Origin of the sequence: Turneriella parva DSM 21527 (assembly GCF_000266885.1) — a bacterium.
Taxonomy (GTDB): Bacteria; Spirochaetota; Leptospiria; order Turneriellales; family Turneriellaceae; genus Turneriella; species Turneriella parva.
The window spans coordinates 2,181,401-2,207,601 of the sequence record NC_018020.1 but is presented as its reverse complement, the minus strand read 5'-3'; the positions used below and the strand labels follow the sequence as shown (position 1 = coordinate 2,207,601).

Annotated in this window: 25 protein-coding genes; 5 read left to right on the top strand and 20 right to left on the bottom strand. The window is 54.6% G+C overall.

Going from position 1 to position 26,201, the window contains the following annotated elements:
- The first annotated feature begins 2 nt into the window (after positions 1–2).
- Both TURPA_RS10670 and TURPA_RS10665 read left to right on the top strand, forming a co-directional pair.
- Positions 3–1,298: a TolC family protein gene (locus TURPA_RS10670; protein ID WP_014803315.1), complete on the top strand. Its 1,296-nt coding sequence runs from the start codon at positions 3–5 to the stop codon at positions 1,296–1,298.
- Positions 1,279–4,560, top strand: coding sequence for an efflux RND transporter permease subunit (locus tag TURPA_RS10665; RefSeq protein WP_014803314.1), 3,282 nt, complete (start codon positions 1,279–1,281; stop codon positions 4,558–4,560). The genes TURPA_RS10670 and TURPA_RS10665 overlap by 20 nt, the downstream gene beginning before the upstream one ends.
- Positions 4,561–4,568: 8 nt before the next feature.
- On the opposite strand, the gene TURPA_RS10660 is transcribed toward TURPA_RS10665, so the two are convergent.
- The 19 genes from TURPA_RS10660 to TURPA_RS10575 all read right to left on the bottom strand — a co-directional run bounded on the left by TURPA_RS10660 (position 4,569) and on the right by TURPA_RS10575 (position 23,421).
- On the bottom strand, positions 4,569–5,297 hold the full coding sequence (locus TURPA_RS10660; RefSeq protein ID WP_014803313.1) for a hypothetical protein: 729 nt from the start codon (positions 5,295–5,297) through the stop codon (positions 4,569–4,571).
- Between the two features lie 36 nt (positions 5,298–5,333).
- A complete protein-coding gene (gene dusA / locus TURPA_RS10655) occupies positions 5,334–6,395 on the bottom strand; it encodes a tRNA dihydrouridine(20/20a) synthase DusA (protein WP_053332176.1) in 1,062 nt (353 codons plus the stop codon).
- Positions 6,370–8,313: an endopeptidase La gene (gene lon, locus TURPA_RS10650; RefSeq protein ID WP_086014111.1), complete on the bottom strand. Its 1,944-nt coding sequence runs from the start codon at positions 8,311–8,313 to the stop codon at positions 6,370–6,372. Before lon ends, dusA begins: the two co-directional genes overlap by 26 nt.
- The gene (locus tag TURPA_RS24145; RefSeq protein WP_086014110.1) at positions 8,295–8,705 is read right to left on the bottom strand and encodes an LON peptidase substrate-binding domain-containing protein; all 411 of its coding nucleotides are present in this window, start codon (positions 8,703–8,705) and stop codon (positions 8,295–8,297) included. Before TURPA_RS24145 ends, lon begins: the two co-directional genes overlap by 19 nt.
- A 69-nt stretch (positions 8,706–8,774) precedes the next feature.
- Complete coding sequence (locus tag TURPA_RS10645) at positions 8,775–9,521, bottom strand: PepSY-associated TM helix domain-containing protein (RefSeq protein ID WP_014803311.1); 747 nt, start codon at positions 9,519–9,521, stop codon at positions 8,775–8,777.
- Positions 9,522–9,523: 2 nt separating this feature from the next.
- Positions 9,524–10,192, bottom strand: coding sequence for a hypothetical protein (locus TURPA_RS10640; protein ID WP_014803310.1), 669 nt, complete (start codon positions 10,190–10,192; stop codon positions 9,524–9,526).
- A 2-nt stretch (positions 10,193–10,194) separates the two neighbouring features.
- Positions 10,195–12,351, bottom strand: a complete 2,157-nt coding sequence (locus TURPA_RS10635; RefSeq protein ID WP_014803309.1) for a TonB-dependent receptor — start codon at positions 12,349–12,351, stop codon at positions 10,195–10,197.
- Between the two features lie 67 nt (positions 12,352–12,418).
- Entirely contained in the window at positions 12,419–12,976 is a 558-nt protein-coding gene (locus TURPA_RS21790) for an energy transducer TonB (RefSeq protein WP_157210469.1), read from the bottom strand.
- A gap of 183 nt (positions 12,977–13,159) precedes the next feature.
- On the bottom strand, positions 13,160–13,558 hold the full coding sequence (locus TURPA_RS10625; protein ID WP_014803307.1) for an ExbD/TolR family protein: 399 nt from the start codon (positions 13,556–13,558) through the stop codon (positions 13,160–13,162).
- A gap of 45 nt (positions 13,559–13,603) precedes the next feature.
- Entirely contained in the window at positions 13,604–14,278 is a 675-nt protein-coding gene (locus TURPA_RS10620; RefSeq protein ID WP_014803306.1) for a MotA/TolQ/ExbB proton channel family protein, read from the bottom strand.
- A 131-nt stretch (positions 14,279–14,409) separates the two neighbouring features.
- A complete protein-coding gene (locus TURPA_RS10615) occupies positions 14,410–14,844 on the bottom strand; it encodes a hypothetical protein (protein WP_014803305.1) in 435 nt (144 codons plus the stop codon).
- A gap of 68 nt (positions 14,845–14,912) precedes the next feature.
- Complete coding sequence (locus tag TURPA_RS10610) at positions 14,913–16,964, bottom strand: DHH family phosphoesterase (protein WP_014803304.1); 2,052 nt, start codon at positions 16,962–16,964, stop codon at positions 14,913–14,915.
- 7 nt (positions 16,965–16,971) lie between these two features.
- Complete coding sequence (locus tag TURPA_RS10605) at positions 16,972–17,295, bottom strand: bactofilin family protein (RefSeq protein ID WP_014803303.1); 324 nt, start codon at positions 17,293–17,295, stop codon at positions 16,972–16,974.
- Positions 17,296–17,366: 71 nt separating this feature from the next.
- Positions 17,367–18,464 (bottom strand): calcium/sodium antiporter, encoded by a 1,098-nt coding sequence (locus TURPA_RS10600; protein ID WP_014803302.1) that lies wholly within the window; start codon positions 18,462–18,464, stop codon positions 17,367–17,369.
- 8 nt (positions 18,465–18,472) lie between these two features.
- Positions 18,473–19,978, bottom strand: a complete 1,506-nt coding sequence (locus TURPA_RS10595; protein ID WP_014803301.1) for an SLC13 family permease — start codon at positions 19,976–19,978, stop codon at positions 18,473–18,475.
- A 56-nt stretch (positions 19,979–20,034) separates the two neighbouring features.
- Entirely contained in the window at positions 20,035–21,045 is a 1,011-nt protein-coding gene (locus TURPA_RS10590; protein WP_014803300.1) for an alkaline phosphatase D family protein, read from the bottom strand.
- Between the two features lie 8 nt (positions 21,046–21,053).
- Positions 21,054–22,238, bottom strand: coding sequence for a glycosyltransferase family 4 protein (locus tag TURPA_RS10585; RefSeq protein ID WP_014803299.1), 1,185 nt, complete (start codon positions 22,236–22,238; stop codon positions 21,054–21,056).
- Positions 22,235–22,825, bottom strand: coding sequence for a hypothetical protein (locus TURPA_RS10580; RefSeq protein WP_014803298.1), 591 nt, complete (start codon positions 22,823–22,825; stop codon positions 22,235–22,237). Before TURPA_RS10580 ends, TURPA_RS10585 begins: the two co-directional genes overlap by 4 nt.
- 191 nt (positions 22,826–23,016) lie before the next feature.
- The gene (locus TURPA_RS10575; protein ID WP_053332172.1) at positions 23,017–23,421 is read right to left on the bottom strand and encodes a YidB family protein; all 405 of its coding nucleotides are present in this window, start codon (positions 23,419–23,421) and stop codon (positions 23,017–23,019) included.
- Positions 23,422–23,651: 230 nt separating this feature from the next.
- Between TURPA_RS10575 and TURPA_RS10570 the strand changes: the two genes are divergently transcribed.
- The 3 genes from TURPA_RS10570 (at position 23,652) to TURPA_RS10565 (ending at position 25,010) form a co-directional block, all read left to right on the top strand.
- The gene (locus tag TURPA_RS10570; RefSeq protein WP_014803296.1) at positions 23,652–24,455 is read left to right on the top strand and encodes an enoyl-CoA hydratase-related protein; all 804 of its coding nucleotides are present in this window, start codon (positions 23,652–23,654) and stop codon (positions 24,453–24,455) included.
- Between the two features lie 13 nt (positions 24,456–24,468).
- Positions 24,469–24,633, top strand: a complete 165-nt coding sequence (locus TURPA_RS23425) for a hypothetical protein (protein WP_014803295.1) — start codon at positions 24,469–24,471, stop codon at positions 24,631–24,633.
- A 95-nt stretch (positions 24,634–24,728) separates the two neighbouring features.
- Positions 24,729–25,010: a hypothetical protein gene (locus tag TURPA_RS10565; protein ID WP_157210468.1), complete on the top strand. Its 282-nt coding sequence runs from the start codon at positions 24,729–24,731 to the stop codon at positions 25,008–25,010.
- Positions 25,011–25,023: 13 nt separating this feature from the next.
- Here the strand turns inward: TURPA_RS10565 and TURPA_RS10560 are convergent, their stop codons facing one another.
- A complete protein-coding gene (locus tag TURPA_RS10560) occupies positions 25,024–26,199 on the bottom strand; it encodes a leucine-rich repeat domain-containing protein (RefSeq protein WP_014803293.1) in 1,176 nt (391 codons plus the stop codon).
- Between the last annotated feature and the right edge of the window lie 2 nt (positions 26,200–26,201).

Here is a 26,201-nt window from a genome sequence, read left to right as displayed (position 1 = left end):
ATATGCGATTTTATCGTGTTCTGTTGATTCTGATTACTTTTCCGCTGGCGACAGTGCAAAGCCAAGAGCTGATTGAAGCTGAAGAAGAGAGCGACGAGCGCACCGAGTTTACTCTCGAGCAGATCGCAACCCGGGTACGCGAGCACAGCGAGCTCGTCGTCGCGCAAAAACTGAAAATCGAGAGCACGCAGGCTCAGGGGCGGCAGACGACTGCCTGGCAGAACCCGCTCGTGACTGCCGAACTCGGGCGCCTCAAAGACACGATGAACAACAACATGACTTACGACTTACGTGTCACGCAACCCATTTACTTTCCCGGCAAGATGGGTAAGCGCCTCGAAGTTTTCGAACGCGAGGCCGAAAGGCAACAGCTCGAGGGTCTTGATCTCACCTCGTCGCTGACGCTCGAGGCGGCATACTACGCCTATGCATTCAGTATCGCAGAGCTGCGATCTTCGCAGATCAACAACCGCATTAAGCGCATGTCTCTCATGCGTACTTACATGAGGGCGCAGGCCTATGCCTCGCCAGCGAAGGTAGTTCAGCGCAATATCGTGAACAACCAGCTGATCGCCTTGCAAAAAAGCCTCAACACGGCTCTCGCCGAAACCGAAAGTTCGTGGCAGAAACTGAATATCTACCTGAACCAGAAAGAAAAAGTCAAGGTTGTGACGCCGTGGCTGAGCGATCTGAAAGACCTGCCGCTCGAATCTTACCTCGAAAAAGTACGTACGGGTAACCGCCGCCTCAAGGCAAAGCAGAGCGAGATTGCGCGCATTGAGGCCGAAGTCTCGTACGAAAAACGCGTGCCGCTGCCCGATGTATCGGTGAGCGCTTTTTACCGCAGAGAGGCCCTCGAGAACCCGGGTATCAACCAGTTCTTTGGCGGCGCGGTGACGGTACCGATACCAGTCTTGAATGCCAACCGTGCCGGTGTTGAATCTGCCGAGAAGAAACTCGAAGCGGCGCGGGCCGAGCAGCACTATATCAGGCGCGAGGTGGTGCAGCTCGCAAAGGCTGCGCACGCCGAATACCAGCAGAAAAAGAAACTCTTCGATGATTTTGATTCTGAAAAAATTACATCGCTTGAAAACCAGATGCGCTTCGCCGACCGCGAGCTGAAGCTCGGCCGCATCGACCTGCTTTCGTATCTTGAACTCGAACTGCAAACACATGAGGCTCTGAGCTCGTATTATTCCACACAGCTTGAATTGGTACGCGTCATTACCCAAATGATTTATCTCATGGGCGACAGCGCAGATTATAAAGGGGATCTCCATGTTTTCCAGGCTCATTGATTGGTCGCTGCATAACCGCCCGCTGGTTCTGGGGGCGATTGCGATGCTCTGCATCGCCGGCGTTTTTTCGGCGCTGCGGCTGCCAGTCGACGCGGTGCCCGACGTCACCAACGTGCAGTCAATGGTGATTACCAAAACCGGGGCCCTCGACCCGCAAAAGGTCGAAGCAACCGTCACCTACATTATCGAAACTGAACTTCAGGGTATACCGAAAGTCGAAGAGATTCGTTCGATCTCGAAATACGGCCTTTCGCTCATCACGATTGTTTTCGAAGAAGACGCGAACATTTATCTGGCTCGCCAGCAGATTAGCGAGCGGCTCAACCAGGTAACCGACAGCCTGCCGCCGGGAATCGTACCCGAACTCGCGCCGCTTTCAACCGGGCTTGGTGAGGTATTCTTCTATGTCGTCGAAGCAAAGCCCGACAGCGAACTCGCAAAAAAGCCCGAGAAAGACCGACTCATCTACCTGCGTACCGTGCAGGATTACGTCATAAAACGCCAGCTCAAGGGTGTTAAGGGTGTAGCCGACGTCGATACGTTCGGCGGCTACCCAAAAGAAATTCATGTTAATATCAACACCAAAAAGCTCGAACAATATGGCCTGACAATTGAACAGGTCGCAGAAAGACTCAATACCATCGGCGAAAACTACGGGGGCGGCTACATTCAGCGCGAGGGAAAGCAGATAGTCATTCGTACCCTCGGCCGCGTCACCGACCTCGACAAGATTCGCAAGGTGCCGGTAAAACGCTCATTCTTTGGCGCACCGATTAAGCTCGGTGAAATCTGCGAAGTCACAATTCACCATCCGCAGCCGCTCGGCGGCGCAACCTATCGCGGGCAAGAGGCCGTCATCGGCATGCCTATGATGCTTGCGGGTGCCAACAGCCGAAATGTGGCTGCTGCGATCGGTGAGGCATTTAAAGACCTCGACCTGCCGCAAGATGTGCAGGTAAAGACACTCTACTCACGCGATTATCTCGTCAACGCGACAGTCAAGACTGTCTTCAAGAACCTGGCAGAAGGCGCCGGTTTTGTCGTCATCGTGCTGATGCTGATTCTCGGCAATGTGCGCGCCGCGATTCTCGTCTCGCTCGCGATACCGATATCGATGCTCATTGCCGTTATCGGCATGAACTACTTCAATGTCTCGGGCAACTTAATGAGTCTCGGGGCCATCGACTTCGGCCTGCTTGTCGACGGCTCTGTGGTCATGTTCGAAAATATTATCAGGCGCATGGAAGAACACGACTTCACCCTGCCGCTTGAAGGCAACCGCAAGCGAAACCTGATTTTAGAATCTTCGCTTGAGGTATTGCGGCCGATCATCACGGCTCTTCTAATCATCATGGGCGTCTTTATTCCCCTGCTGGCACTCGAGGGCGTAGAGGGCAAAATGTTTCGGCCCATGGCGCAGACTGTGCTTCTGGCGATGTTCGCCTCGCTGCTTTTAGCAATCGTGCTCATGCCCGTTTTGGGCTACATGTTCTTCAAGCTCAAGGTTAAACCGGGAGAGCATGGTGCGCACCATGGCACACCGCTGCTGCTGAAGTACATTCTCAAGGGTTATGAACCCCTGCTGAAATTTGCGTTAAACCGGCCGTATCCGATTATTCTGCCGACCTTGGCGCTGACGGTTATCTCGATTGGGCTTTTCTTTCGCATGGGCGGTGACTTTATTCCCCAGCTGAACGAAGGCGATATGGTGATCAACTTCAGCCGCCCCGTATATTCGAGTTTCGATGCGGTACTCGCTACGCAGAAAAAGTCGGATAATATCATTACAAGTTTTCCCGAAGTGAAAGAAGTTTATAGCCGCTTTGGTACGCCGCAATCGGCGACTGACCCCGCAGGCGTATTCTTTGCGGATACGTTTGTAATCCTCGAAAAAGACACTTCGAAATGGCGCAAGAAAAATGGGAAAACCATTACTAAAGAAGCGCTCTATAAAGAAATGGTAGATGCGATCGAGTCAGACAAGTCTGTCGGCGCACAAGAGGCCTCAAGCACGCAGCCGATTGAGATGCGTTTCAATGAAATGCTCGAGGGTTCTCGCGCTGACGTCACCATGCGCATTTATGGTCTTGATCTTGATAAACTCTTTGAAATCTCAACGCAGGGCAAGGCAATCATTGAAAAAATTAAGGGCGTCGAAAGCGTTCAGTCAGACCCCATTATCGCGCTTTCCAAAAGTCCGGTGCTCGATATCGAACTGAACTATAACCAGATATCGTATTACGGCCTCGATCTTGAAGACGTCAACAAGGTCGTCGAGATGGCGATGAGCGGGCACAAGATAGGCAACTTGTATGAAGGCGCTTACCGCTTTCCCATCATTACAAGACTCGACCCGAAATTGCGCAACGATGTGAAACAGATACGCAATATTCCGGTTGGTCTCGACGCCGGTGGCAGCGTGCCTCTCTACAAGGTCGCAAATATTGAGGAGCGCGATCAGGTTTCAACGATTGCGCGCAGTCAGGGGCGGCGCTACGCAGCCCTATCGATTAACCTCGACGACATCGACGTTGAAACCTTTGTGAAGAACGCGCAGGCTGCCATCAACAAAGAACTGAAGCTGCCAGAATTTTACCAGATAACCTGGGGCGGGCAGTTCAAAAACCTGCAGCGCGCCAAGGCGCGCCTTGGCATTATCGTGCCGCTGACACTCGCGGCGATCTTTCTGCTGTTGATACGCTATTTCGGCAGCTATCGCCAGTCGCTGCTGGTGTTCATGGGCATACCCACCGCGATCGTGGGCGGCGTGTTGACGCTCAGCGTTGTGGGTATGAACTTCAGCATCTCTGCAGGTGTCGGATTCATCGCCCTCATGGGTATTGCGATTTTGAACAGCCTGGTGCTCGTCAGTCACTACGACGAGCTGTTGGAGAAATTTCCGGGCGAATCGGTTAAGAAACTCGTTCTCGAGGGCACGCTTGATCGCTTTCGCCCCGTTGTCATCACGACGCTCGTTGCCGGTCTCGGCTTCTTGCCGATGGCGATCAACTCGGGGCTTGGTTCTGAAGTTCAGAAACCCCTCGCCAGTGTTGTGATCGGCGGATTAATCATCGCCACGATGCTGACCGCGTTACTCTTGCCTGCGCTCTATACCATGATATTCACGCGCCGCAGAAATTTGCCGGGCACACCTGCTGCCAGCCCGGCTGTTATCTCGACGGTCGGGGCCGCAGACCAACCGGTGAGTTTCGCCGAAGACGAAGAAGAACCGGTCAAAAAAAAGAAAAAACGTAAGCGCTGATCAATGCATTACCAGCTGAACGTCACGTCGACGATGCTGCCGTGGCCAGAACGAGGGTCTCTGATATAGTGAAGGCCCTCGTAACGCAGCATGCGCCCGGTTTTCTTTTGCAGCGTCACGCGCACCGGCTCTGAAAACCAACGGTAAACAAAGTTATCGGGCTGCAGCCGAATGCGCAGCGCATCTTTGCCGCGGTACTTGAGCGCCGCTTCAACGGTTGCGCGCAAGCGCAAGAGCTTCTTCTCTTGCACGAACAGGCAATAAAAGACGTGCCGTGTTTCGACGGGCTTATCGCCCATTTGAGCGATAAGGTAACGGGGAATTCCCGGCAACGTCAGCGTGGCGTAGTCTGCATCAGCGAAATTCACGAGTGTAGTCATCGCCGCCGCTTTCGCGTTTGCCTGCGTCACCAGCAGAAAGTGCCCGGCAGTTCGCTCGACGATCTCGCGCCTGCCATCGCTCGAGTCCGTGAGCGTCACATTTGGGGCAAGTTGGTCTTTGCGGTACCGGATACTCTCGCGGGCAAACACCTTGCCCTTGTTGTCGCGGTAGACGATGTCGGCGCGCAGAATGCGAGAGCCCTCGCCAATCTCGGTGCCTGAGCAGGTGAAGATAACGCTTCTGCTGCGCGGGTCGACTGCCCGGCATCTGAAATAGCGGGCATCAGCCGCGAGCGAAAAGACAAGGCCACCCAGCGTGAAGAGCAGACCGCCGCGAATCAGCTGCTTCGGTGACACGGTCTAAAGAAAAGCCCGTCACGGGGGGCAAAGCGTTTATGCAACAACGCCTGCGGCCTGCAGCGCGTGAACGGCCGCAGCCGGGGTCAGCGTGCGCCCCTCTTCGCTCAGAAAGCGCCTGACATGGCGTGCGCCGGGTATGCCATGAAACAAATTCAGCATGTTCGTGAAAAAGCGCGATGCGGATAAATCTGGTTTCTCGTACCGGCTCGCATATTCGGCCATTTTGTCGAGAACCTGCCAGCGAGTTTCGACACCGCCGGCTGCCGGCTCGTAAAAGAACCAGGGGTCTTCGTGCGCCAAACGGCCCAGCATCACGCGATCGACCTTCTGCAAGTGAGCTTGAATTGCCTCGCGCGTCTTAATACCCCCGTTAATTTCGATGGTGCGCGCTGGCATCAGGTCTTTGAGGCGGTAGACGACGTCATATTGCAGCGGAGGTATTTCGCGATTCTGTTTCGGTGTCAGCGCCGCAAATCGCGTTTCGCCAAGAGTGTCATCTGCGTTACGCAGGCCACCGATCGTGGCAGTGCGCGCATGCACGGTCAATGAGTCAGCCCCTGCAGCAAACACACCACCGGCAAAACGTGCCAATGTATCTTCTGAGAACTCACCGGTAATGCCGATTCGGCACTTCACTGTGACCGGAATCGCCACTCTATTCTTGACGGCAGACACAATCTGCGCGACGAGATCGGGTGAACGCATGAGGCAAACGCCGAAATTGCCGCTCTCAACCCGTGTACTCGGACATCCGCAATTAATATCGATGCCATCGTAACCAAAACCCTCAGCAATCGCGGCGGCCTCTGCCATCAACTGCGGGTCGTCGCCCCCCAGCTGCAGAACTACCGGGTGCTGCGAGGCATCGTATTCGAGCAATCGCTGGCGATCGCCGCGCACGATCGCATGGCAGACGATCATTTCGGTATAGAGCCGAACCTTCGGGTTAATCAGTCGCATGAAATAGCGAAAGCGCCTGTCGGTGATATCCATCATCGGCGCGATCGACACCCGGCTCCAGGGAAAGCCAGCTGCATCGTTCGAATGCGCGGCTACCGCAGCCGCATTTTCAGAAGAGTAACTTTTCAATTTCACTGTAGTGCTTTACGGGAAACACTTTGATTCCTTTTTTTAGGTCGCCGGGTAGCTCTTCAAAGTCGCGCAGGTTATCGAACGGGAAAATGACCTTCTTGATACCCACGCGCCGGGCCGCGACGATTTTCTCGCGCAGACCGCCGATCGGCAAGACGTCACCCGAAAGACGAATTTCACCTGTCATAGCGAAACCCGCCTTGATTTTCTTGTTGCGCAGCAGAGATAGCAGCGCGGTGGTGATTGTGATGCCAGCCGACGGGCCATCTTTTGGTGTCGCCCCGTCGGGCACGTGAATGTGTATGTCGTTCTTGGTCCAGAATTTTTCATCGGATTCCAGAGAACGCGCATAACTCACGGCTATCTCGGCGCTTTCGTTCATCACCTTACCGATGTGTCCGGTAAATTTCACGCGGCCGCGGCCAGAGAATTTACGGGACTCGATTGTCAGCGTCGCGCCACCCATCGAGGTATAGGCAAGACCCAGCGCCGAACCGATGCTGAGTTTGGTGAATTCGTCTGCGCGTGTGAATACTGGCTTACCCAGGTATTTGGGTATTTCTTTAGGCCCCAAAACCTTCGGAAACGATCTTTTTTCTACATGCGCTGCAGCAGCCTTGCGGTAGAGCTTCTGAATTTCTTTTTCGAGCCGGCGCACGCCTGCTTCGCGCGCATACGAGTCGATCAGAAATCGCATGCCCTGAGTCGAAATCACCGGGGCGTATTTTTTCGAGAGGCCAGAATCATTGATCGCCCGGCCTACGAGATATTTCTTTGCGATTTGCATCTTCTCTTCGAGAATGTAGCCCGGTAGCCTGATAACTTCCATGCGGTCAATCAGCGGTTCGGGTATTGAATCGAGCGTATTGGCCGTCGTGACAAAAGTAATTTGCGAGAGGTCAAATGGCAGATCGAGAAAATGATCGCGAAACTCGAAGTTCTGCTGCGGGTCGAGCACTTCGAGCAATGCCGACGCCGGGTCGCCATGGTATGAACGCCCGAGTTTGTCTATTTCGTCGAGCATCAGCACCATGTCGCGCGACTTGGTGCTCTTGAGCCCCTGGATAATCTTACCCGGCATGGCCCCGATATAGGTACGGCGATGGCCTTTGATTTCGGCCTCGTCTCGCATACCCCCAAGCGAGAAGCGAAAGAATTTCTTTTTCATCGCGGCCGCGATAGAGCGCCCGAGCGAAGTTTTGCCAACACCCGGCGGGCCGACAAGGCAGAGAATCGACCCTTTGACATCGGCCTTGAGTGTTCTCACGGCGAGGTATTCGAGAATGCGCGTTTTCACGTCGTCAAGGCCGAAGTGGTCACGGTTCAGCACCTGCCGCGCATAGGGCAGTTCAATCGCATCGATCGCCGGTACGTTCCATGGTAAATCGAGAATCGTGTCGAGATAGTTGCGAATGACCGTATATTCGTGTGCGCTCGGGTCGACATAGTCGAGCTTCGAGCATTCATCGAGCGCGCGTTCGTTTGCTTCGGGCGGCAACTTTGCAGCTTCGATCTTCTGGCGGTAATACTCGCCATCTTTATCGCGCGTTTCAGGGCCGCGCAGCTCACTCTTGATTGCCTTGAGCTGTTCGCGCAGATAATATTCGCGCTGGTTATGTTCAACCCCCTGATTTACCTTGCCCTGAATCTTGCGTTGCAATTTGACGAGATCGAGCTCACGCGCCAAAAATTGCAGCGTACGCTCGAGCCGGCGGCGAATGTCGAAGGTTTCGAGTATCTCTTGAAACTCCTCACGCTTGAGATTCAAGACTGAGCACACGAAATCGGCAATCTTGCCAGGTTCTTCGACGTTGATGAGAGTCAGCTTCATCTCTTCGGTGAAGTACGGGTTCTCAGTCATCATCTCTTTCGCCTGATTCAACACGCTGCGCATCAGCGCGATCAGTTCTTTATCGCGCACCTCTGTCGCCTCAATCTGGTATCGACTTTCGCGAGCATGTGCGGCGATCTGAGGGTAAATGAGTTAATCTTGAAACGCTCGAGCGAATTCACCAGCAGGTGCATACCGCCTTCTGGCAGGTTAATGCGCTTCAGTATCTTCGCCGCAGTGCCGACCTTAAACAGCTGATCGGGCCCAACTTCGGTATTCGTATCATCGTGCTGCAGCACGAGCCCGAGGTATTGATTCTGCTTGTGCACGTTCTCAATCGCTTCGGCTATTTTGCCTTCGGCAATCACAAGCGGCGTGACCATGCCGGGAAAAACCGGCCGGTGCCGTACCGGTAGAATAAAAAGCTCAGGCGGCAGCAGCTGGTTTATCGGAACAATAAGAGGTTGCTTGTTTTCTGCCACGGGCCATAATTTAGCATAAAAACAGCGCGAAAGCCAGTTTTAAGAATCAGGCCGCCGATTTGCAGCCTCTCAGCTGAGCGCCCTGTATCTGCGCCACCAGATAAGCATACCCGTAATCACCAGAAGAATCAGCGCCAGCCCCGGAATCAGCGTGAGCTCCTTCTTCGTACCAAAGAATTGCAGCTGGTGCAGCTTCATCACCCAGAAATGGAATGCGCGCGCATCGTCGCTCTCTTCGACAATCGCCGCCGAATTGCGGTCGATATAGATTTCGGGATTACCCGATGCCACGAACGCCACGCGGTAGACCGACGGCACGAGCTTGCCGCTGCGGTGGCGGTAGTTATCGATAACCGTGGCATTTTTTAGAGTAGGATTTCCCACGACATACTCAGCGGCTACTGCCGCTGCCATTTTCTCGTCAAGCGGGCTCAGCTTTTCTCCCGAAATGGCGTCGACCAGTTGTGAATGCGCCGCCTTGCCCTCGCGCCGCACCACTTCAAAGACAAGCCTGCCTCCCTCGGCGCGCAATACCACCGATTCGGCCGGGCCCACCTTGCCGGCGGCCTCTGCCAGCCGTATTGCCTCTTGCGGAGCCAGCCGGGCAGCAGATAAGGACGGTGCAGCCTTCAGGCTTTTCTTCTTTAAATAGCCTTCTTTGAAATACAGGTGTGGCGCGTATGCCCACAGAATGCCGGTTACCGCGGTGAGCAGCAGAAAACCGGCGGAGAGAATTGCGATGCGGCGGTGCCAGAACCTCACCCCCCAGCCCCCTCTCCTGACAGGAGAGGGGGAGCTGTACTGCGTATTTAACATTTTCAATTCTTTATGAAGGTATACGTCGCCCGGTGGCGTACCGATTCGTAGTCCTTGCCTTCGAACTTACCGTGCGTCTTTTGGGTGTATACGACTTCGAGCACGTATTGCCCAACCCAGGGCGTTTCGAGTTTTACTTTGCCTTCGGCGTCGGTCTTATACTCTTTTGCCCAGGTATTCGGCGCATAGACCATCAGCTTTTCGCCGTTGAGTGCCGCGCCGTTGAAATAGACCTGAAACACATTCTCGCTGCCGGCGACCGGCAGAATATCGAGCGCATGCACCGCCTTGGCGGCCGCAACCGCCGTGCGTGCACCGTGGCGTGCATAGTACATCGGCTTTACCATGCCCCAGTTATATTTCTTCATGTCGCTCACCGGCACCTCGAGGCTCGCCGCGAGCACAAACTCGGTTTTGCCAGTGTCGGCGGTGAAGCACGCCTCAGTCTTGGCGTTTTTTAATTCTTTGCGCTGGCCATTTTTATCGACCGCGAACATGCGTAGTCCCTTAATCTTGTCGAGTTTACCGGGAGATTTTTCGCGCTCGCCGTCCTGAATTTCACCGTAATAAACACGCGCGGTGGTGCCATCACGCTCGATCCAAATATAGTGCGCTGAGAGAAAGCATGGCAGCAGCAAAGCTGCTGCCAGCAGAGTGAATATTCGTTTCATTTTTAAATCCTCGCCTTGGCTGAAACCATGAAGTTGAACGGCTCGCCCGGTAGTGCGCCCGAAAAAGTCGGTGTCGCGAAATAAACTTCGTTTGTGATATTGCGAAAGTTCGCCTGCACCTGCCAGTTCTGCCGTTTGTAAAACAGCACCGCGTCTGCCACTACGTAACCGGGCACGCGCAAAAGGTTCAGCGCATCAACATAGACACCCGACTTCACCGTCGGTCCGCCACCGAAGCCAAGGCCTTTGAAAAAACCTGATTGCAGTTCGTAGGTGATCCAGAAGTTGCCAGTATATTCGGGCACGTACTGCGGCGCCTTGCCTTCGGTGTTCACGCCCGAGACGCGTTCGGTCGATTTGATCTTCGCGTCGTAGAATGCGCTGCTGAGCGTAAGCCAAAGCCCTTTGAGTGGATTGCCCATGATATCGAGTTCGATACCGTCGGTGAGCCTTTTTCCGACCGGGCTCACAACGCCTGCCGCATCGGTCACATAATAATTTTCGCGGGTTGTCTTAAAGAACGCCAGATTAGTCTGCAGCTTGTCTTTGAAAAGATTGAGCTTTTTACCGAGTTCAATCTGCGACGATTTTTCGGGTTCAACAGAAAGCGCTGTCGATTCGGTCTGTATCGCCATGAAGCGCCCTTCAGAATAACCGCCATAAAAAGATACGGGCTTCCATGGCTGCAGCACCGCACCGGTCTGCCAGCTCACAAGATCGCGCGCCATCGCAATCGTGCGCTGCGTTTTCGCGGCGCCCTGCCAGCCATCATCTTTGATCTCTGCATGGTCGAGGCGAACACCCGCGCGCAGTTTCAGATAATCGGTCACTGCGACCTGCTCTTGCGCATAGGCGCTCACGGTCTGGTTGGTGATCTGGCGGTCGAATGAGGGTATCGCGGCGTAGTCATACGCGCTGCGTTCGACAATAACCGGCGCCGCGAGGTTCGTGATCGACGGCAGGTTGTAGTCGGTGCGCCAGGTATTCACACGGTATGACTGCGCTTCGATACCCGCAAGCAGCGTGTGCGCCATTTCACCCGTCAGAAATTTGAGCACAGCTTCGCTCTGGTACACAATGTCAGAGGATCTATCACCCTGCTCGCGCGCGGTGCGTCCGGTCATCTGTGTGCCCGCGGCGTTCACCGCACCGCCCGCATTGCGCATCAGGTACAGATCGCGGTTGTCATAGATTAAGGCCGAACGCAGTTTGAACTTCTGTGAAAACACACCCTCGTGAGATACGACAGCCCGGTGTACCTGCTGCGACGCAGTGTTGAAGGGCGAATAGTAGGTGTTCGATCGACTAACTGATAAAAGTGAACGATCCGCACCAAAAAGAATACCGTAGTTGTCGGGGCGCGCCTTGATATTGCGGTAGTCGTAATCAACAGTGATCGAATGTTTGTCGTTGATCTTCCACGTGAATGAGGGTAAGAACTCCGCGATCGTGCGATTCAAACCCCGATAGCCATCGGTGTGGTAGTACGAAGCATTGAGCCGCGCAGGCAAAGCCTCGGTGCCCAGTGGGCCACCGACGTCGAGTACGCCGCGGTACGTATTCCAGAAACCGCCCATTGATTCGAGCGATGCGCCGAAACTATCTATCGGCTTTTTCGTCGTGATATTCACCACGCCACCCGGTTCGGCGCGGCCATAGATTGCCGAACCCGGCCCCTTCAAGACCTCGACGCTCTCGACGTCGGTGTTCGTGCGCATGTAACCGTTCCAGGTGTTGCCGTCGGGCAGGCCGTCGCGCATGAAGCGCATGCTGAGGCCCCGCATCATAAAGCTGTCAGAAAAACCATAACCGCCCGCAAGCGTCGTCGTCAGCCCGCTGACGTTCTTCGCCATCTGGTTCATGTCGACCGACTGCTGGTCTTCGATAATCTCTTTCGGCACGACCACAATCGACGCCGGCGTGTCATGAATCGGCACGTCGGTCTTTGAACCCGTGACGCGCGAGTTCGCCTGCACCACAACTTCGTCGAGCTGTGCCTGGGCAGGTGCTGCCTGCTCATTGGGCACAGGCGTGGCGGCTGAAGGCGGATTTACTGCTGCAGGCGCCGGTTTTTTCTCTTTCGGCTGTGGCTTCCCTTGTTGCGCGAAGACTGCGGCTGCAGAAATTGCAGCCACTCCATATATTAAATTGATTCTCATTCTCATTTACTCCTTGTTCTTTTCCCCTCCCGCTAGCCCATGAATTAATTCATGGGCTAGCGGGAGCTTATCTCAACTCGAACTTTATTGGTATTCTCACCCGGCATGCGACCGCATTGCCGTCTTTGTCATACGCCGGTGAAAACACGGCATCTCTCACCTTCGCGAGCGCAACTTCATTGAGTGCGTCATAGCTGCCCTCGAGCAGCTGAGCGTCACGCACCCTGCCCTCATCGTCTATGATGATGCTCAGCACAACGCGTCCGTCTTTGCCCTGCTGCGCGGCGATGAGCGGGTAATCGTTCGCAGTGATAAAATTACCTACCCAGCGGGGCTTGCGGTGCGCGTCGCTCGCCTGTATGGCGTCACCGAAACCCGTGCTGCTCTCGGGGCACCTGCCCGTGCAGGCATTTGCCTCGCGCGGAATCTCTTTCTGTTGATCCGTAGGTTTTGCCGCCATGCGGTTCTTCTGCACCAGAAACCATTCATCGTCGATCTGTGTGGGCGCCTGGCGGTTCGCTGAACGCGGCACGAGCGGCGAATTATCGAGTTCGATTTCGAGCAGATGAGAATTGCGCCCGAGCGTAATCCAGAGGTAGAATGAGCTCCCGGCCGAGGCGTGCAATGCTACCGATGCCAGCAGAGAGGCTGATGTGAATTTGCTGACAGTTTCCTTGACAAGGAAACTGAAAGCAGATACCGGCAACCGAAAACACGAAAGGCAGCGTCTTCGCGCTTTAGCAGCAGTTTGCCCTTGGCAAATTGCGGGGCCTTTCTTGTTTTCGGAATCATTGCCGGTATCTGCCATTCATTTCTCCGAAGACAGCGCAACGCGGGTGACGCCAGCCTGTTTAATGAGGTCGAGAATTTTTATGACGTCTTTGTAGATGAGCGCTTCGTCGGCGGCGACGACCACGCGCACGCCTGGGTTGAGCTTTGCTTCACGCGCCATGTTGGCTTTAAGACCATTGGCATCGACCTTCTGGCCCATGAGCGAAAGTTCACCGTTTTTACCCACGTTTAGCGTCAGCGCCGGTGTCGGGTTTACCTCAGCCGCCGCGGCTTTCGGCAGGTTCACTTTGACGCCGGTGTCGGTGACAAAGTGCGCGGTCACCATGAAGATGATGAGCAGCACAAGAGTGATGTCGACGAGTGGCGTGACATTAATGCCGGTGACTACGCCGTCTTCTTCGGTATCAGTGGTCATACGCTCGGCCCTCCATGGCCGCGTCTGACCCGTATCCATCCTGTATCAGCGTGCATGCTCTGCTCCAAAGGTAGTACCCACAGAACTTGAGAAATCCGCCTTATTGTCGGCGCGCAGATACACCTGCATCAGGTGTATCAGGCTCTGCGTATTGGCCGCCATCCGCTTGAGCCGTGTCTGAAAATAGTTATTCGCGATCACCGCGGGTATAGCGAGCAGAATACCGAACGCAGTCGCAATCAGCGCTGCGGAGATACCGGTCATGACAACCGACACACCCGCACTGCCGGCAGTGCCGAGATCGCTGAATGCTTTAATGACGCCGAGCACGGTACCCAAGAGGCCGATGAACGGGGCGTTGTTGCCCATCGTCGAAAGCACGATCAGGTTCTTCTCGAATATACCGCGCTCGATGACCAGCGCCGACTTCATCGCCTCTTCGACCGAATGTGCGCCCTTGGTAAAATTCCTGAGCCCCTCGGCCGCGATACGGTTTTCCATAGCAGCAAACCCAGTGCAATACGCGAGCGCGGCATCGGCTTTGCCCTGCTCCAGCTTTTCTTTTAACCCGCCCAAGAACCCGGCGAAGTCGATGCGGTTCTGCCGAAACAGCCGCCAGCGGTCGAGCATGACCGCAACAGAGAGGACGCTCGCCGCGAGCAGCAGCCAGAGCACCCAGGTATCGCCGACCAAGGCGGCTTTTTTGAAGATTTCGTTCATTGCTGTAACCTGAGGACACCCTTCAAATGATATATATACTGAGAATCATTATCATTTAATATTGTATTGCTGGGTCAAAAGATTCCCCTACCAGCTGTGGTTTAATCTAGCCGGTAGGGCTTTGAGAAAACCTACTTTCCGCAGGTCATATTGTCGAGAGTGAATTTACCCTCGGCAACATTGTTGTCGCCCTCGACGCGCTGGTAATCGCCACTGATCTTAAAGGGGGCCAGCGTTTCATAGCCGGTGGTATATTTATAAACGCGGTTTTTGAATTTGCCCGAGAGGTAAGTCTGGTCAAATGTACAAAACCCTTCAGAACACCCGCCTTCGAGCTTGAACGCTCCGAAACTGTCTTTGTTCGTGCCGTTGTTGGCGATACCGAAACCGTGCCCGTTGTTGCCTTCGCCCTGGCTCCAGTTTACCTTAACTTTCCACAACAGTTTTCCTTTGGCTTTGCCCTGGCTTACCCAGGTGCCCGCGAGCGTGCATTTTTTTTCTACCGCCTGTGCACCGAGTACGCCTGCGAAGATAAACAAACCTAAAACCGTGATCATGAATTTCATAGATCCCCCTTCTTGTTGCGACCGATCTTGAGCTGCCGCGCTTGAGGCAAGACAATTTGCAAAGAGTGTTAAGACGGGGTCGCGCTGACGCGCGTGATCTTCAGGCGATATTGCGTGCGCCCCATGAATCGCCCGACCTGCGGCTCGCCGCTGATTTCAAGATTCTCTTGCGTGGCAACGCTGTGCGCTTCGCCGTTGTGAAAGAACCAAACGCCTTCGATATTGCGGTCAACGGGCGCACTGAACTTAATGAGCGCATGCGCGCCGGTTTTACCGAGGTTCGCGACTTCAACTTTGCCTGGTTTTTTGAGTGCGACCACCGGGTGCGGGTTCATGACGCCGTAAGGCGCGTGGGTGAGAAGCTCGTCCCACAATGGGGTGCGCATGTGCTGGCTTTCAATTTCGAGAGGGGGATTAAAATTTCTAAACGGGTCTATCGCAGCATTTTCAGAATCTGCGCTTTCTTCTGCCTGAAATAGCTGTGCGGCTTTCTCGAACACCGCCGTGACAAAGCTTTCGATTTTATCATGCGCTACAGAAAAACCCGCAGCCTGGCGATGGCCGCCGAACTGTATCAGATGTTCTTGCAGCGCATCGATGAGGCCGTGCACATTTTCATTGCGAAATGCACGCACCGAACCGCGGTAGCATTCGCCATCGGGCACAAGCACGAGCGCCGGCTTCATGAGCTTTTCGGCGATTTTTGACGCGATAAGGCCTGAAATACCTCGGTGAAATTTCTCGTGCACAGCGACCGCGACCGGCGCTGACTCTGAGCGCGTATCGAGCGCTGCCGAAAGAAGATCGAGCGAATCTTGTGATGCCTGCTTGCGGGCGTCATTGACCTGGGCCAGCTGAAATACAGCTTTTGTCGCCGCCAATGGGTCTGTCTCGATGAGCGCAGAGAGCGCAAGTGCAGCGTTGCCCATGCGGCCTGCTGCATTGATGACCGGGCAAATGCTGAACGCAAGGTCTTGTTCGGTGACTGCCGCTGCAAGGTTCTGTTTTTTGAGCAACGCAGCAAGCCCCGCGGGCAATGCGTCTGCGCTGCGCGTCATCGCCAACAGCCCCTCGCGCACGAGAATGCGGTTATCGGCATAAACCGGCATCAGGTCGGCAACGAGCCCAATAGCCGCCAGTGGCAGGTAAGCCTGCAGAATTGCCGTCGACTTGCGAAAACTCACCGATTGCACGGCATTAAAGATTTCAAGCGCCGAGACGGCTTCTGGCGCTTTGTGCGCGAGGTCGGCGAGGCGCTTCAGTTCAAAGTTCTCCCGCGCGCAGTGTTCGAAGATTTTCCAGAGGTCGTGCCGCGTTTGTTCTGAGGTGTCAGACTGGTGCAGGTGGTACACCCGCGTGACGGCGCCTGAATGGTCATTAGCTAATGGAACGCCATTGCGCACAAACATCTTGCCTGAATCGGTCTCGATGCAGATTGTTTCGTTATATTCGCGGCTGTACGAATAGAGCACTGCCTGAATAAACCGCAGCGTGATTGCCGCCGTGCAATAATCGCGCGTGAAATCGCCCTCGGCATTCAGTTTGGGGTTAATAAAGGCCGCGACCCGCGGATAGTCTGCGGGGCTCGGCGGAATAAAATGGTGATCGATAATGATCGTCTGGCAGCCAGTGGCTGCCTGTATCTCACCGATTTCGGCGCGGTTCGACGAACCACAATCAAGCGTGAATAACAGGTCAGGTTTCTCTGCAATAATGCGTGCAGCGACGTCGCGGGTGATGCCGTATTTGTCTTCTTCGCGGGGCACCAGCGTGACAATCTCATCACGCCCGAGCTTCAGCTGTTCGCGGCAGAAGAGCGTCAACATCGAAGCCGAGGTAACTCCGTCGGCATCGCGGTCGCCGTAGATCACCAGTTTTTTACCCGTATCGCGTCGCATGAATTCACGCAGCAGGTCAACTGCAGTCTGCATCGAGGGAAATTCGAACGGGCTCTTTAACAGGTGCAGTGTGGGCACCAGATATCGCAAAGCATGCTGGCGCTTCAGTTCATCGCCCAAAGAATCTGACGTATACTCGCTTAGCCTCGCCAGAAATCTCTGGTAAACGGTTTCGGCGTATGGGGCCTTTCTGCCCGCAATCAAAGCATGCCAATCGAGCATGCGGCGGTTATTTCATTACGGTCGTGCCGGTGTGTTTGGCACCACGCTGAATCTCAAGCTGCGTGCAACTGATATCACCCGTGAGGCGCGAGCCAGCCTGCATCACAACGGTATCGGCGTGAAGAATGTTGCCCTGCACTTCGCCTTCGATCTCGACTTCGCGCGCGCTGATATTCGCCTGTACAGAGGCACCGCTGACGATCTGAACTCGCCCGCGGGCGATTAAAGTCCCGGTCAGTTTGCCTTCGACCACGACCGGGTGGTCGGTTTCAACCGAACCGCGAAATACCATATCGTCAGATATCAGAGTAGATTCATTTTTCTCAGCCATTTTGCCTCAGGCGGTTAGCATCAGCGTTCGAAATCAGTCTTTCAACTACTTTTTATGCAGTCTGAAACCAATCAGGCTGGTGCGCCTCGGGCCTTGCGGTACTTGACAGCAACTATCCATAGCAGCAAAGATGCGGCGATCGGTAATGCGACGGTGAGCATCATCTGCTGAAAGCCGCCGATTGCACCGCTGCCGGTTGCCAATAGAATGAGGTAGGTCGCATAACTCAAATAGCTCAGCAAGAACAGCATGCCCTCGCCGCGACTGAATTTGTGGCCGACGAAAAAGAGCGGCAAACACGCGATCGCCGAAGCGACCATCACAGGAATATCGAACTGCAGTAATTGCGGCGCTACCTGCAGCCCGCCACCCATCAGCGGTGCAATGCCGAGAATCACCAGCAGGTTTGAAATGTTGCTGCCGACGAGGTTGCCGATTGCGATATCGCGCTCGCCGCGAAATGTGGCCACAGCTGAAGCCGCCAGTTCAGGCAGCGAAGTGCCACCCGCAACAATCGTGAGGCCAATGACGGTTTCACTGACCCCAAAACGGCGGGCGAGTGTTACTGAGCCTTCGACCAGCCAGCGCGCCCCAAAAACCAGAACCGTGAGGCCGAGCGCGACAAAGACCAGACTGAGCCAAATCGGGTAGCCAGCGACTTCTTCTTTTTCGTCTTTCAGTGCCTTGTCATATTCAGCCTTCACCTTGCGGGACTTTTTACGGCTGCTTCTCACGATGAATGTCGTGTAGACAATGATGACTGCCAGCAGAAATGCTCCCTGCCAGGGCGCGATTTTTCCCGGTATCGCAAAGACCCACACCAGACCAGAGGCCAGAATCATGACCGGCACGTCAATGCGCAGCAGCTGTGAAGAAACCGCGAGCGGAGCAATGAGTCCGCAGATACCGAGAATGAATAGCAGATTGAAGATATTGCTGCCGACAACATTCGCCATGGCAATTTCGGGTGAGCCATTTGCGGCGGCCTGTATAGAAACGACGAGTTCTGGAGCGCTTGTACCATAAGCGACAACGGTCAGGCCAATCACAAGCGAAGAGACCTTTGCAGCAACAGCAAGACCAGTGGCTCCGCGTACTAAAAACTCCCCGCCGACGACGAGCGCAACAAGGCCGCCCAGTATCAGCAAGGTTATATGAAAATCAGTCATGTAGCCGCTTAGTGTTTCAGCGGTAACAGGTACATACCAACGAAGAGCACGAAGATTCCTGCGATACTCAGCAGCAGGCCAAGTTTAATGAGCCGAGTGATCGGCACGAGGCCCGATGCATAGGCGAGCGCATTCGGCGGAGTTGAAACGGGCAATAAGAAGCCGAAACTCGCGCCGAGGCAGGCCCCCATCGCCGGCGGCACCGGATCGATATTCGCGGCTTTCGCGAGCGAGATAACGACGGGAATCACCATATTGGCCGAAGCCGTATTCGAAGCAAACGAGGTGATTGTTACCGCGAGCGCAATCGCGAGAAGAGTGATACTCCAACTGCTTTGTGCACCCGCGGCGTAGAGCAGCGATTTGCCAACACTTTCGGCAAGCCCGGTCTGGAACATCAGCGCGCCGAATGCCAGGCCTGAGCCGAAGAGCATAATTGTGCCCCAGTCGATCTGCGAAGCCTGTACCCAATCCGTTGTGAATTCCCGTTCTCGAAAATTAACGGGCAGAATAAAGAGCAGAGATGCCCCCAAGAGTGCCGCTACCGATTCGGGTATGTGGTGCTCGAGCCACGCCACAAGCGCGTGGTCTTTGCTGAAGATTGCGCTGAGTACTCCCGGCAGCACCCAAAGCGCCACGGTAAAAGCAAATGCCAGCAAGACATTAAACTCAGCGCGTGAAAATTTCGGCAACGATTTTCGGTTTTCGGCCAGATAGCCGGCCACTGCCTTCGTCGACTTAACCTCTGACGGCGAGAACAGCGCGAGTATAATAAAAAGTACGACGAGCATCACGAGCGTCATCGGCAGGGCAAACTGCATCCATTGAAAAAAAGATACGCGTACGCCCAAAACTTCGTTGATAAGGCCCAGGCCGATAAGGTTGGGCGGGCTGCCGACAGGCGTCGCGATGCCGCCGATGCTCGCACCAAAAGCCGCCGCGAGCACGAGCGCCGACGCTAAACGCGAGTTCTTCAGATCAATCGCCTTTTCAGAGGCGCGTGATATCGTCTGCATCACTCCGACGCTGATCGGTATCAGCATCGCCACCGTGGCCGTGTTGCTGATCCACATCGACAGCACCGCCGAGAGCAGGCCGAATGCGAGCACAATCGTGAACGGCCGCGCCGAAACTGCGCGCACCGACAAGATGCTGTAGGCGAGGCGCGAATCGAGCCCGTGGCGGCTCATCGCCTGCGCCAGAATAAAACTGCCAATAAACAGAAAAATCACGGGGTCTGCGAACGCAGCAAAAACCTTGCGCGGCGTCTCGACCCCCATGACGCTGCAGAGCGCCAAACCCAAAAGCGAAGTCGCCGGTATTGGAATACACTCTGAGATCCACCAGATAATCACCAGGCTCAGCACCGCTGCCAGCACATGCGCGGCCTGCGAAAGCCCCGCGAGCGGCAAAAAGTACACAAGCACAGCCACTGCCGGCCCGAGTATCAATCCGACGCGACTGCGTATAACATCGAACTTTTCGTCGGTCGTGTAGACGTGCTGCTCTGCCATTCACGTCCGTTGCCGGCAATGACACTCAGCTGTCATCAGCAAACTCAATGAGGATTTCAGAATTTCATGGCACCGGTCAGGCGTGCGAGTCCGCTGCCGTCGTGTACTGAATAGGCGACGTGGCCCGCTTTCGCATCGATGCGTAACAGACCGAAATTGATGTCTGCGACAGTCGCCCCGACACGATATCGGTCTGTTTCTTTTGCCCCGTCTTCCCAGACGGTATTCATTCCGCTCGCCATGACCTCGACCAACGGGTATGGCAAGACACCAGTCAGCTCAGAGATTTGCCCAAAATGGCGGTCGCCCGTCACGATCAGCCATTTGCCCCCCGCACTGCGCATGGCTTCGTAGAGCCGGGCGCGCTCACGGGGAAAAGCCCCCCAGCGTTCGCCTTTGTAGTCATCGCTGAGCACAGGAGTCGATGAAACCAGAATGCGCAGGTCAGCCCTTTTCTGCGCTTCACCCTTGAGCCACTGCCATTGAGTCTCACCCAACATGGTTGAAATCTCGCGGCTGTCTTCGCGGTAAGTGCGCGAATAGGGCGGTATGCGCTCACCATAGATCCAGTTGCTGCGAAAATATCGGGCATCGAGCACGATGATCTGTATGATCTTGCCTTTCAAGGCCAGCTCTTCGCTGGTGTAAATGCCCTCACGGGCACGGCGCGGCGAATTGATCGGCTCATCGAACGCATCGAGAAAAATTTTCTGCATCGCTCTTTTGTGGCGATAGCTGCCGCCGGCATCGTTGTAACCGTAATCATGGTCATCCCACACGGCGATGATTCGGGTATTCTGCCTAAATTTGCGGTAATGCGGCTCGCGCTTCAACCCGGCAAATGCAGCGCGCTTGACATTCAGATCGAGCGTATCGGCATACACGGTGTCGCCGGTAAAAAGAAACAGCGCGGGCCTCGCCTCGCCGATCGTCGCCCAGTAAGAGCTATCGTATCTTTGGTTCAGGCATGAAGAGAATGCGATGACGAATTCATCGGTTGCCGACGAGCGCTCAGCTTTCGTGCAGGCAAACAGAACGAGGGCCAAAACCCATATAAACCATCGCATGATCGCTTTCAACGACCGGCGTAAAGCGCCAGCCACTGTGGCAGCACAGCTTTCCAGGTGTGCTCTTTTAGAATCCAGGCCTGCGCAGCCTTCTGCATCGCCTTGCGCTCTGCTGCGTTTCTGGTGGCACGAATGAGTGCATCTGCGATTGCCGCACCACTCTTCGATTCTACGAGATATCCCCGTTCGTTCTGCAATTGCTCGGTCGTGCCACCGTTATTCGTGCCGATGACGAAACAACCGGCCATCATGGCGTCTATCATCGAGAGCGAATACATTTCATCATAGCTGCCGAGCACGAAGAAATCAGAAGCCAGCAGAAACGGCACAAAGTCTTTTTGAAACGGCAACAGCTTAAAATAGGCGGTGCTTTGCGCCCCGCGTTCTGCGGCGACGAGTTCCCGGTAGACGCCCTCTGATTCAGGCAAATATACCGGGCGGCCTTCGCCGTCAAAACCCGTGATGGTGCGCTCGCCGATCTGCACAAACAGAAACTTGCCGCGCATACGGTAATCGAGCAGACGTGCCGCTTCGGCGAATTCGCGCACGCCCTTCATCGGGTCTAAACGGCAAAGAGAAATCACAATGTTCTGCCCGGGCCGCGCGCCCAGCATCTTGCGCACCGCCTTAATTTTAGCCGCTGAGGCAGCAAATGCCGTGTCGTCCCGGCCGTAGCGGATGCACGCAATCTGCCGGGCAGTAACCGGCAGGCGTTCGCGCGCCAACGAATTCATCAGCTCAGACGTTGTGACCAGTTTCTCGACGCGGCGGTAGACCAGGCGGTGCAGCAGATCTTTCTTACGTGCAAACCCCATGTACAGGCTGAAGATGTGGCGAAACCTCTTCGCAAAGAAAAAGGCCAAAGAGACCAGAATCATGTCGTCGCGCTGGTGGCTGTGCCAGATTTTGATGCCATGCGCGCGTTGAATGGCGTGCAGACGCCACATGCGCGCGGGGCTGTAGCGTGAGCCTGCAGTCAAAAACTCGACGGGTATTCCGAGCGCCTTGAACTCCGCCTGCATGAAGGCATGCTGATCACAGACGATGACCTGTTGCACTTTTTTTGCATGCAACTTCAAAATGAGCTCACGCACATAGAGTTCAAGGCCCCCGCGCGATACCGATGTCATCACATGCGCCACCGGGCCCAGAATTTGTTCGGGCAGGGCAACCGCGTTATTCTTACGCTTCACTTTTGCTGATTTCCGCCTTCACGTGCGTTGTCTGCGCCTGCCTTATCGATCGGCTCAAAGTATTCCAGCCGGGTATATGCAGCGGGGTGCGCAGGTTTTGCGAAGTTTTGGCGCGCATCGTCAGGTGGGTATGCTGCGCCCATCGCGGGGCGCTCTGACCAGCCCGTTCGCGGTTTCCAGGTGTCGGCAAAAAAAGCGAATACTGAAAAAACACCATCGGCATTGCGCGCCCGCAGCTTGCGCATATCTTTGAAGAGATAACCTAATTTGAATACCTGTCCGTCTTTCAGCTCAATGCGCACTGTTGACGGTTCAAACTCGTAGACGTCCCCATCTTTCCCGGTGCTGAGTTTGCGCGCACGGTAGTTCTCAATGGCGAGCTCGCGAATATCTTCGGCCCGAATCGTCTGGTTATACTGAATCTGGCCTTTCTTGTGTGTGAACGAATAGGTCGCCGGTATCTGTGTCTCAGCCAAAAGCACGCTCTTGTCGCCGAGGTGAATGCGCAGCTTCACCGCAGTCTGCGGCACTGATTCGGCTTTCTGTGATTTTTTTTTGCCCGGTATTTTTTCGACAGAATCGCTCATTGGTTGCGCAACCGTCGGTTCTTGCGGGGGCGATGGATAGTTCACTGCCCCGAGATACGAGATTTGTGCCGAGAAGCAGAGAAGACAGAAAGCGCGCATCAACGCGAGACCGTGGCGGCAGAAAATACGCCACGACAAGTCTTTTGTGATGTATCAGGATAGAATGCCATAGGCATTCTATCCTGATAGTTTTAGAGCAGGCCTTTGAGAATACTCGCGCCGGCTGCGAGCAAACCGCCTCCCGGTTCTTGACCGTCGGGTGTTGCTTTGTTGACGAGCAAGGGCATCAGGTCGGCCAGCAGTGCCGGCAGCTCCGACTGGCTAAGCCCTGTCTTTTCGGCAATGTCGGCGATCGCATCGCTGCCCAAAACTTTCTTGATCGCTGCACCGGTGATGCTCTGGTTTTCACCATTACCTATCCAGCTTGAAATCGTATCGGCATAGCCGCCTTCTTTGAGCGCGCCGAGAATCGATTCGACATTCGAACCGCTGCCGCCTTTCGAGAGCAGATCTTTTGCGAGGGTCAAAAGCTCGCTGTCAGAGCCTTCGCCCGAGAGTTGTGAGGCGAGCCCACCAAGTGTTTCCATTAATGACATAGATGAGGATATATCAGGTGCTCATGTGTTGTCAACTGAGAAGGCTTATTCGATCGCCCCAGGTCATTCCCGCGAAAGCGGAAATCTAATCACATTTACGCACATCCAGATAAGCGCGAGCACTGAGCCCGTCGAAGTGTTCGCGGGCATGATTGCCAAGAATTCTCTTGTGAAGGCAAGAGTTGTCCAAACTACTTTACGCGTCCGCCATGAGACATGAGTGCTCCCCCATGCCCTACAACTTCTTTCTGGTCGAAAAGAATGGCCCTGTCGCGACACTCTGGCTCAACCGCCCCGAAAAGCGCAATTTCATGAACTGGGATTTCTGGAGCGAACTACCAAAAGCCGTCGAAGAAATTAATGCCGACGACTCGATCAAAGTTTTTGTCGTCGCCGCCAAAGGCGCAAGTTTCTCGATCGGCCTCGACCTGCCCGACTTTGTCGAACGCTTTGCCTGGCTTGCAGATTCCACAGGTGCCGAAGGTAACCAGCGTTTGCACGATTTTATTCTCACCATGCAAAAAGGCATGCGCGCGGTCGCCGATTCACCCAAACCCTCAATCGCGGCGATACAGCGCCATTGCATTGGCGGGGCGCTCGACCTGATTTCGGCCTGCGATATTCGCTACGCAGCCGCCGATGCGATCTTCTCGCTGCGCGAGGTGAAGGTCGCGATTGTTGCTGATATGGGCTCGCTGCAACGCCTGCCCTATCTCATTGGCGAAGGCCCCACACGCGAACTCGCGCTCACCGGTCGCGACATCACTGCCGAAGAAGCACTGCGCCTGAACCTCATCACAAAAATACTACCCGACAAAGACGCCGCGTACGCGGCGGCGCTCGAGACAGCCAAAGAAATGAGCGAAAACTCTGCGCTCGTGATGCGTGGGGTTAAATACGTGATGAACAAGCAACGCGGTCTCGACGCAGACCGGGCCTTTGATATGGTCGCGCTCTACAACAGTGGCTATCTGCAGTCGGCTGAGTTTGTTGCGATGGCGAAGGGCTTTGCGGAGAGAAAGAAGAAAACCTGAGGTCAGTCAACTCATGGCAACTAATAAGTTTGAGGCTGCAAAAGAGAATTCGTGGCCGCTTCTGAAAAATTGCCTGATCATATTTGCTATTGCGAGCATACCGGGTTTAGCCGGGGGCTACATATTTTTATCTCATCGTTCATTCTGGCAACAGGCTGAAGCAACCAAGGCAAAATAACCGGCAAGTCCAAGAGCACCGCGTGTTCATACGACAAACGCAGTCAGGCTTATACCGACTGCCATGACTATTACCACCCTGTCTTTACTTATAGCGTGGCTGGCATAAGCTATACGTCAACTTCTGAATCACAGATGTCGCCGGATATTGGCGAACTGGTTGACGTAGCCTATTCATCTGCAGATCCACAGATTGCCGAACTGCGAGAAGGTATCTCATGGATGCCCTTTAATGCCGTCCTACTATTCGGATTTGCGGCAGTTGGATATGTCATTGCGATTCTTTATTTCAAGCTCTATCTTGACATCTGGCTGCGCTACCGACGATACCTCAAGGAGAAGAGAAAGTATTCTCACCAGCAAAAGTGCGCTGCATGAATAAAGGGGACCACTATTTCTGCCAAGCCGGCTCTTCAGCAAAACGCTGTTCGATTCGCTCACTCAACCCATTCCACGGATTCCCTTCTGCTTCAACCTTGCGCAGCGGCAGAAGCAACAGAGCCTCAGGCAAAGAGGCAAGATTGTTGTGTGAAATCTTTAGAACCGTGAGTTTCTGAAGACCAGTGATATCGGGCGAAATTCGTGTCAATTGGTTGCGGCGAAGATCGAGAGTCTCTAGGCTCTTCAGCTTCCAAACGCCTTCTGGAACCTCGGTTAGCCTGTTCGCTGCCAAGGATAGATGCCGGATGCTCTCAAATTTGGAAATTTCTGCGATGCGAGATAGGTCAGAGCGCGTTAAGTCTAAATGTGTAACGCGCAGTGGCTTATCAATCGAATCGAGAGCAGTGTCGATCACTGAAGGCACCTGAGAGCCGGTCTCCCACACCACGAGAAGAAACACAACAACCATTCGCAAGCCATACCAGATGCGCGGTATTCCTGACCGTGAAATCAAACCATCGTCCAGCATTTCGTAGATTCGCACCGGAAAATAAAAGAAAAGCATGACGATGAGAATGAGGGGCACATCCGACGGAGTCTCCGAGAGAGCACGAATGATGTCCAGATCACCGACGCCATCCAATAAGGCGAATCCCAACACACACAAACAGCACATATTTGCAAAGAGAAGCAGATGCACCAGCAACAGATGCGGGCGCCTGAGTTGGCGGGATTCAAGAAACTCTGCGGGATCAGAAAGCAAGCCGCAAAAGAAAAATCCTGCGAGCGCAGCAAAGGCGGCATACATAACACCCCATCTGAAGCTGCCAAACGCCTCGCCGATCGCCATGGCGGGCATCAATGTCGGAAAGACGCGCGCCAGCGCCATGACTGCCAGAAATTTGCTACCAGAAACAATATTCCCCTGCTGCCGGTGCCACCAGAGATAGTGCTTCAGAAAATAAACCAACGCTATAACTTCTGCCAAAGACAATAATGCCGTTAAGCTCACAAATACCGCCATCGACACTCTGAAATATTCGAATAACCTCAAGCGTCCGATGATTGCCGGCACTCCCCAACCAATGAATAGCAGCATAATGGCATCGGGAATCATTTCAAGCCCAAAGCGGAGCCAATCTTTTTGCGTTGCTGTCACGCGTTTGGGTGTTATCATGGTTTCCATGA

What these genes read in the sequence shown, in the direction of transcription:
- TURPA_RS10670 (WP_014803315.1), top strand. Translation starts at nt 3, where the DNA reads ATGCGATTTTATCGTGTTCTGTTGATTCTGATTACTTTTCCGCTGGCG.
- TURPA_RS10665 (WP_014803314.1), top strand. Translation starts at nt 1,279, where the DNA reads ATGTTTTCCAGGCTCATTGATTGGTCGCTGCATAACCGCCCGCTGGTT.
- TURPA_RS10645 (WP_014803311.1), bottom strand. Translation starts at nt 9,521, where the DNA reads ATGTTAAATACGCAGTACAGCTCCCCCTCTCCTGTCAGGAGAGGGGGC.
- TURPA_RS10640 (WP_014803310.1), bottom strand. Translation starts at nt 10,192, where the DNA reads ATGAAACGAATATTCACTCTGCTGGCAGCAGCTTTGCTGCTGCCATGC.
- TURPA_RS10635 (WP_014803309.1), bottom strand. Translation starts at nt 12,351, where the DNA reads ATGAGAATCAATTTAATATATGGAGTGGCTGCAATTTCTGCAGCCGCA.
- TURPA_RS10625 (WP_014803307.1), bottom strand. Translation starts at nt 13,558, where the DNA reads ATGACCACTGATACCGAAGAAGACGGCGTAGTCACCGGCATTAATGTC.
- TURPA_RS10620 (WP_014803306.1), bottom strand. Translation starts at nt 14,278, where the DNA reads ATGAACGAAATCTTCAAAAAAGCCGCCTTGGTCGGCGATACCTGGGTG.
- TURPA_RS10615 (WP_014803305.1), bottom strand. Translation starts at nt 14,844, where the DNA reads ATGAAATTCATGATCACGGTTTTAGGTTTGTTTATCTTCGCAGGCGTA.
- TURPA_RS10610 (WP_014803304.1), bottom strand. Translation starts at nt 16,964, where the DNA reads ATGCTCGATTGGCATGCTTTGATTGCGGGCAGAAAGGCCCCATACGCC.
- TURPA_RS10605 (WP_014803303.1), bottom strand. Translation starts at nt 17,295, where the DNA reads ATGGCTGAGAAAAATGAATCTACTCTGATATCTGACGATATGGTATTT.
- TURPA_RS10600 (WP_014803302.1), bottom strand. Translation starts at nt 18,464, where the DNA reads ATGACTGATTTTCATATAACCTTGCTGATACTGGGCGGCCTTGTTGCG.
- TURPA_RS10595 (WP_014803301.1), bottom strand. Translation starts at nt 19,978, where the DNA reads ATGGCAGAGCAGCACGTCTACACGACCGACGAAAAGTTCGATGTTATA.
- TURPA_RS10590 (WP_014803300.1), bottom strand. Translation starts at nt 21,045, where the DNA reads ATGCGATGGTTTATATGGGTTTTGGCCCTCGTTCTGTTTGCCTGCACG.
- TURPA_RS10580 (WP_014803298.1), bottom strand. Translation starts at nt 22,825, where the DNA reads ATGAGCGATTCTGTCGAAAAAATACCGGGCAAAAAAAAATCACAGAAA.
- TURPA_RS10575 (WP_053332172.1), bottom strand. Translation starts at nt 23,421, where the DNA reads ATGTCATTAATGGAAACACTTGGTGGGCTCGCCTCACAACTCTCGGGC.
- TURPA_RS10570 (WP_014803296.1), top strand. Translation starts at nt 23,652, where the DNA reads ATGCCCTACAACTTCTTTCTGGTCGAAAAGAATGGCCCTGTCGCGACA.
- TURPA_RS23425 (WP_014803295.1), top strand. Translation starts at nt 24,469, where the DNA reads ATGGCAACTAATAAGTTTGAGGCTGCAAAAGAGAATTCGTGGCCGCTT.
- TURPA_RS10560 (WP_014803293.1), bottom strand. Translation starts at nt 26,199, where the DNA reads ATGGAAACCATGATAACACCCAAACGCGTGACAGCAACGCAAAAAGAT.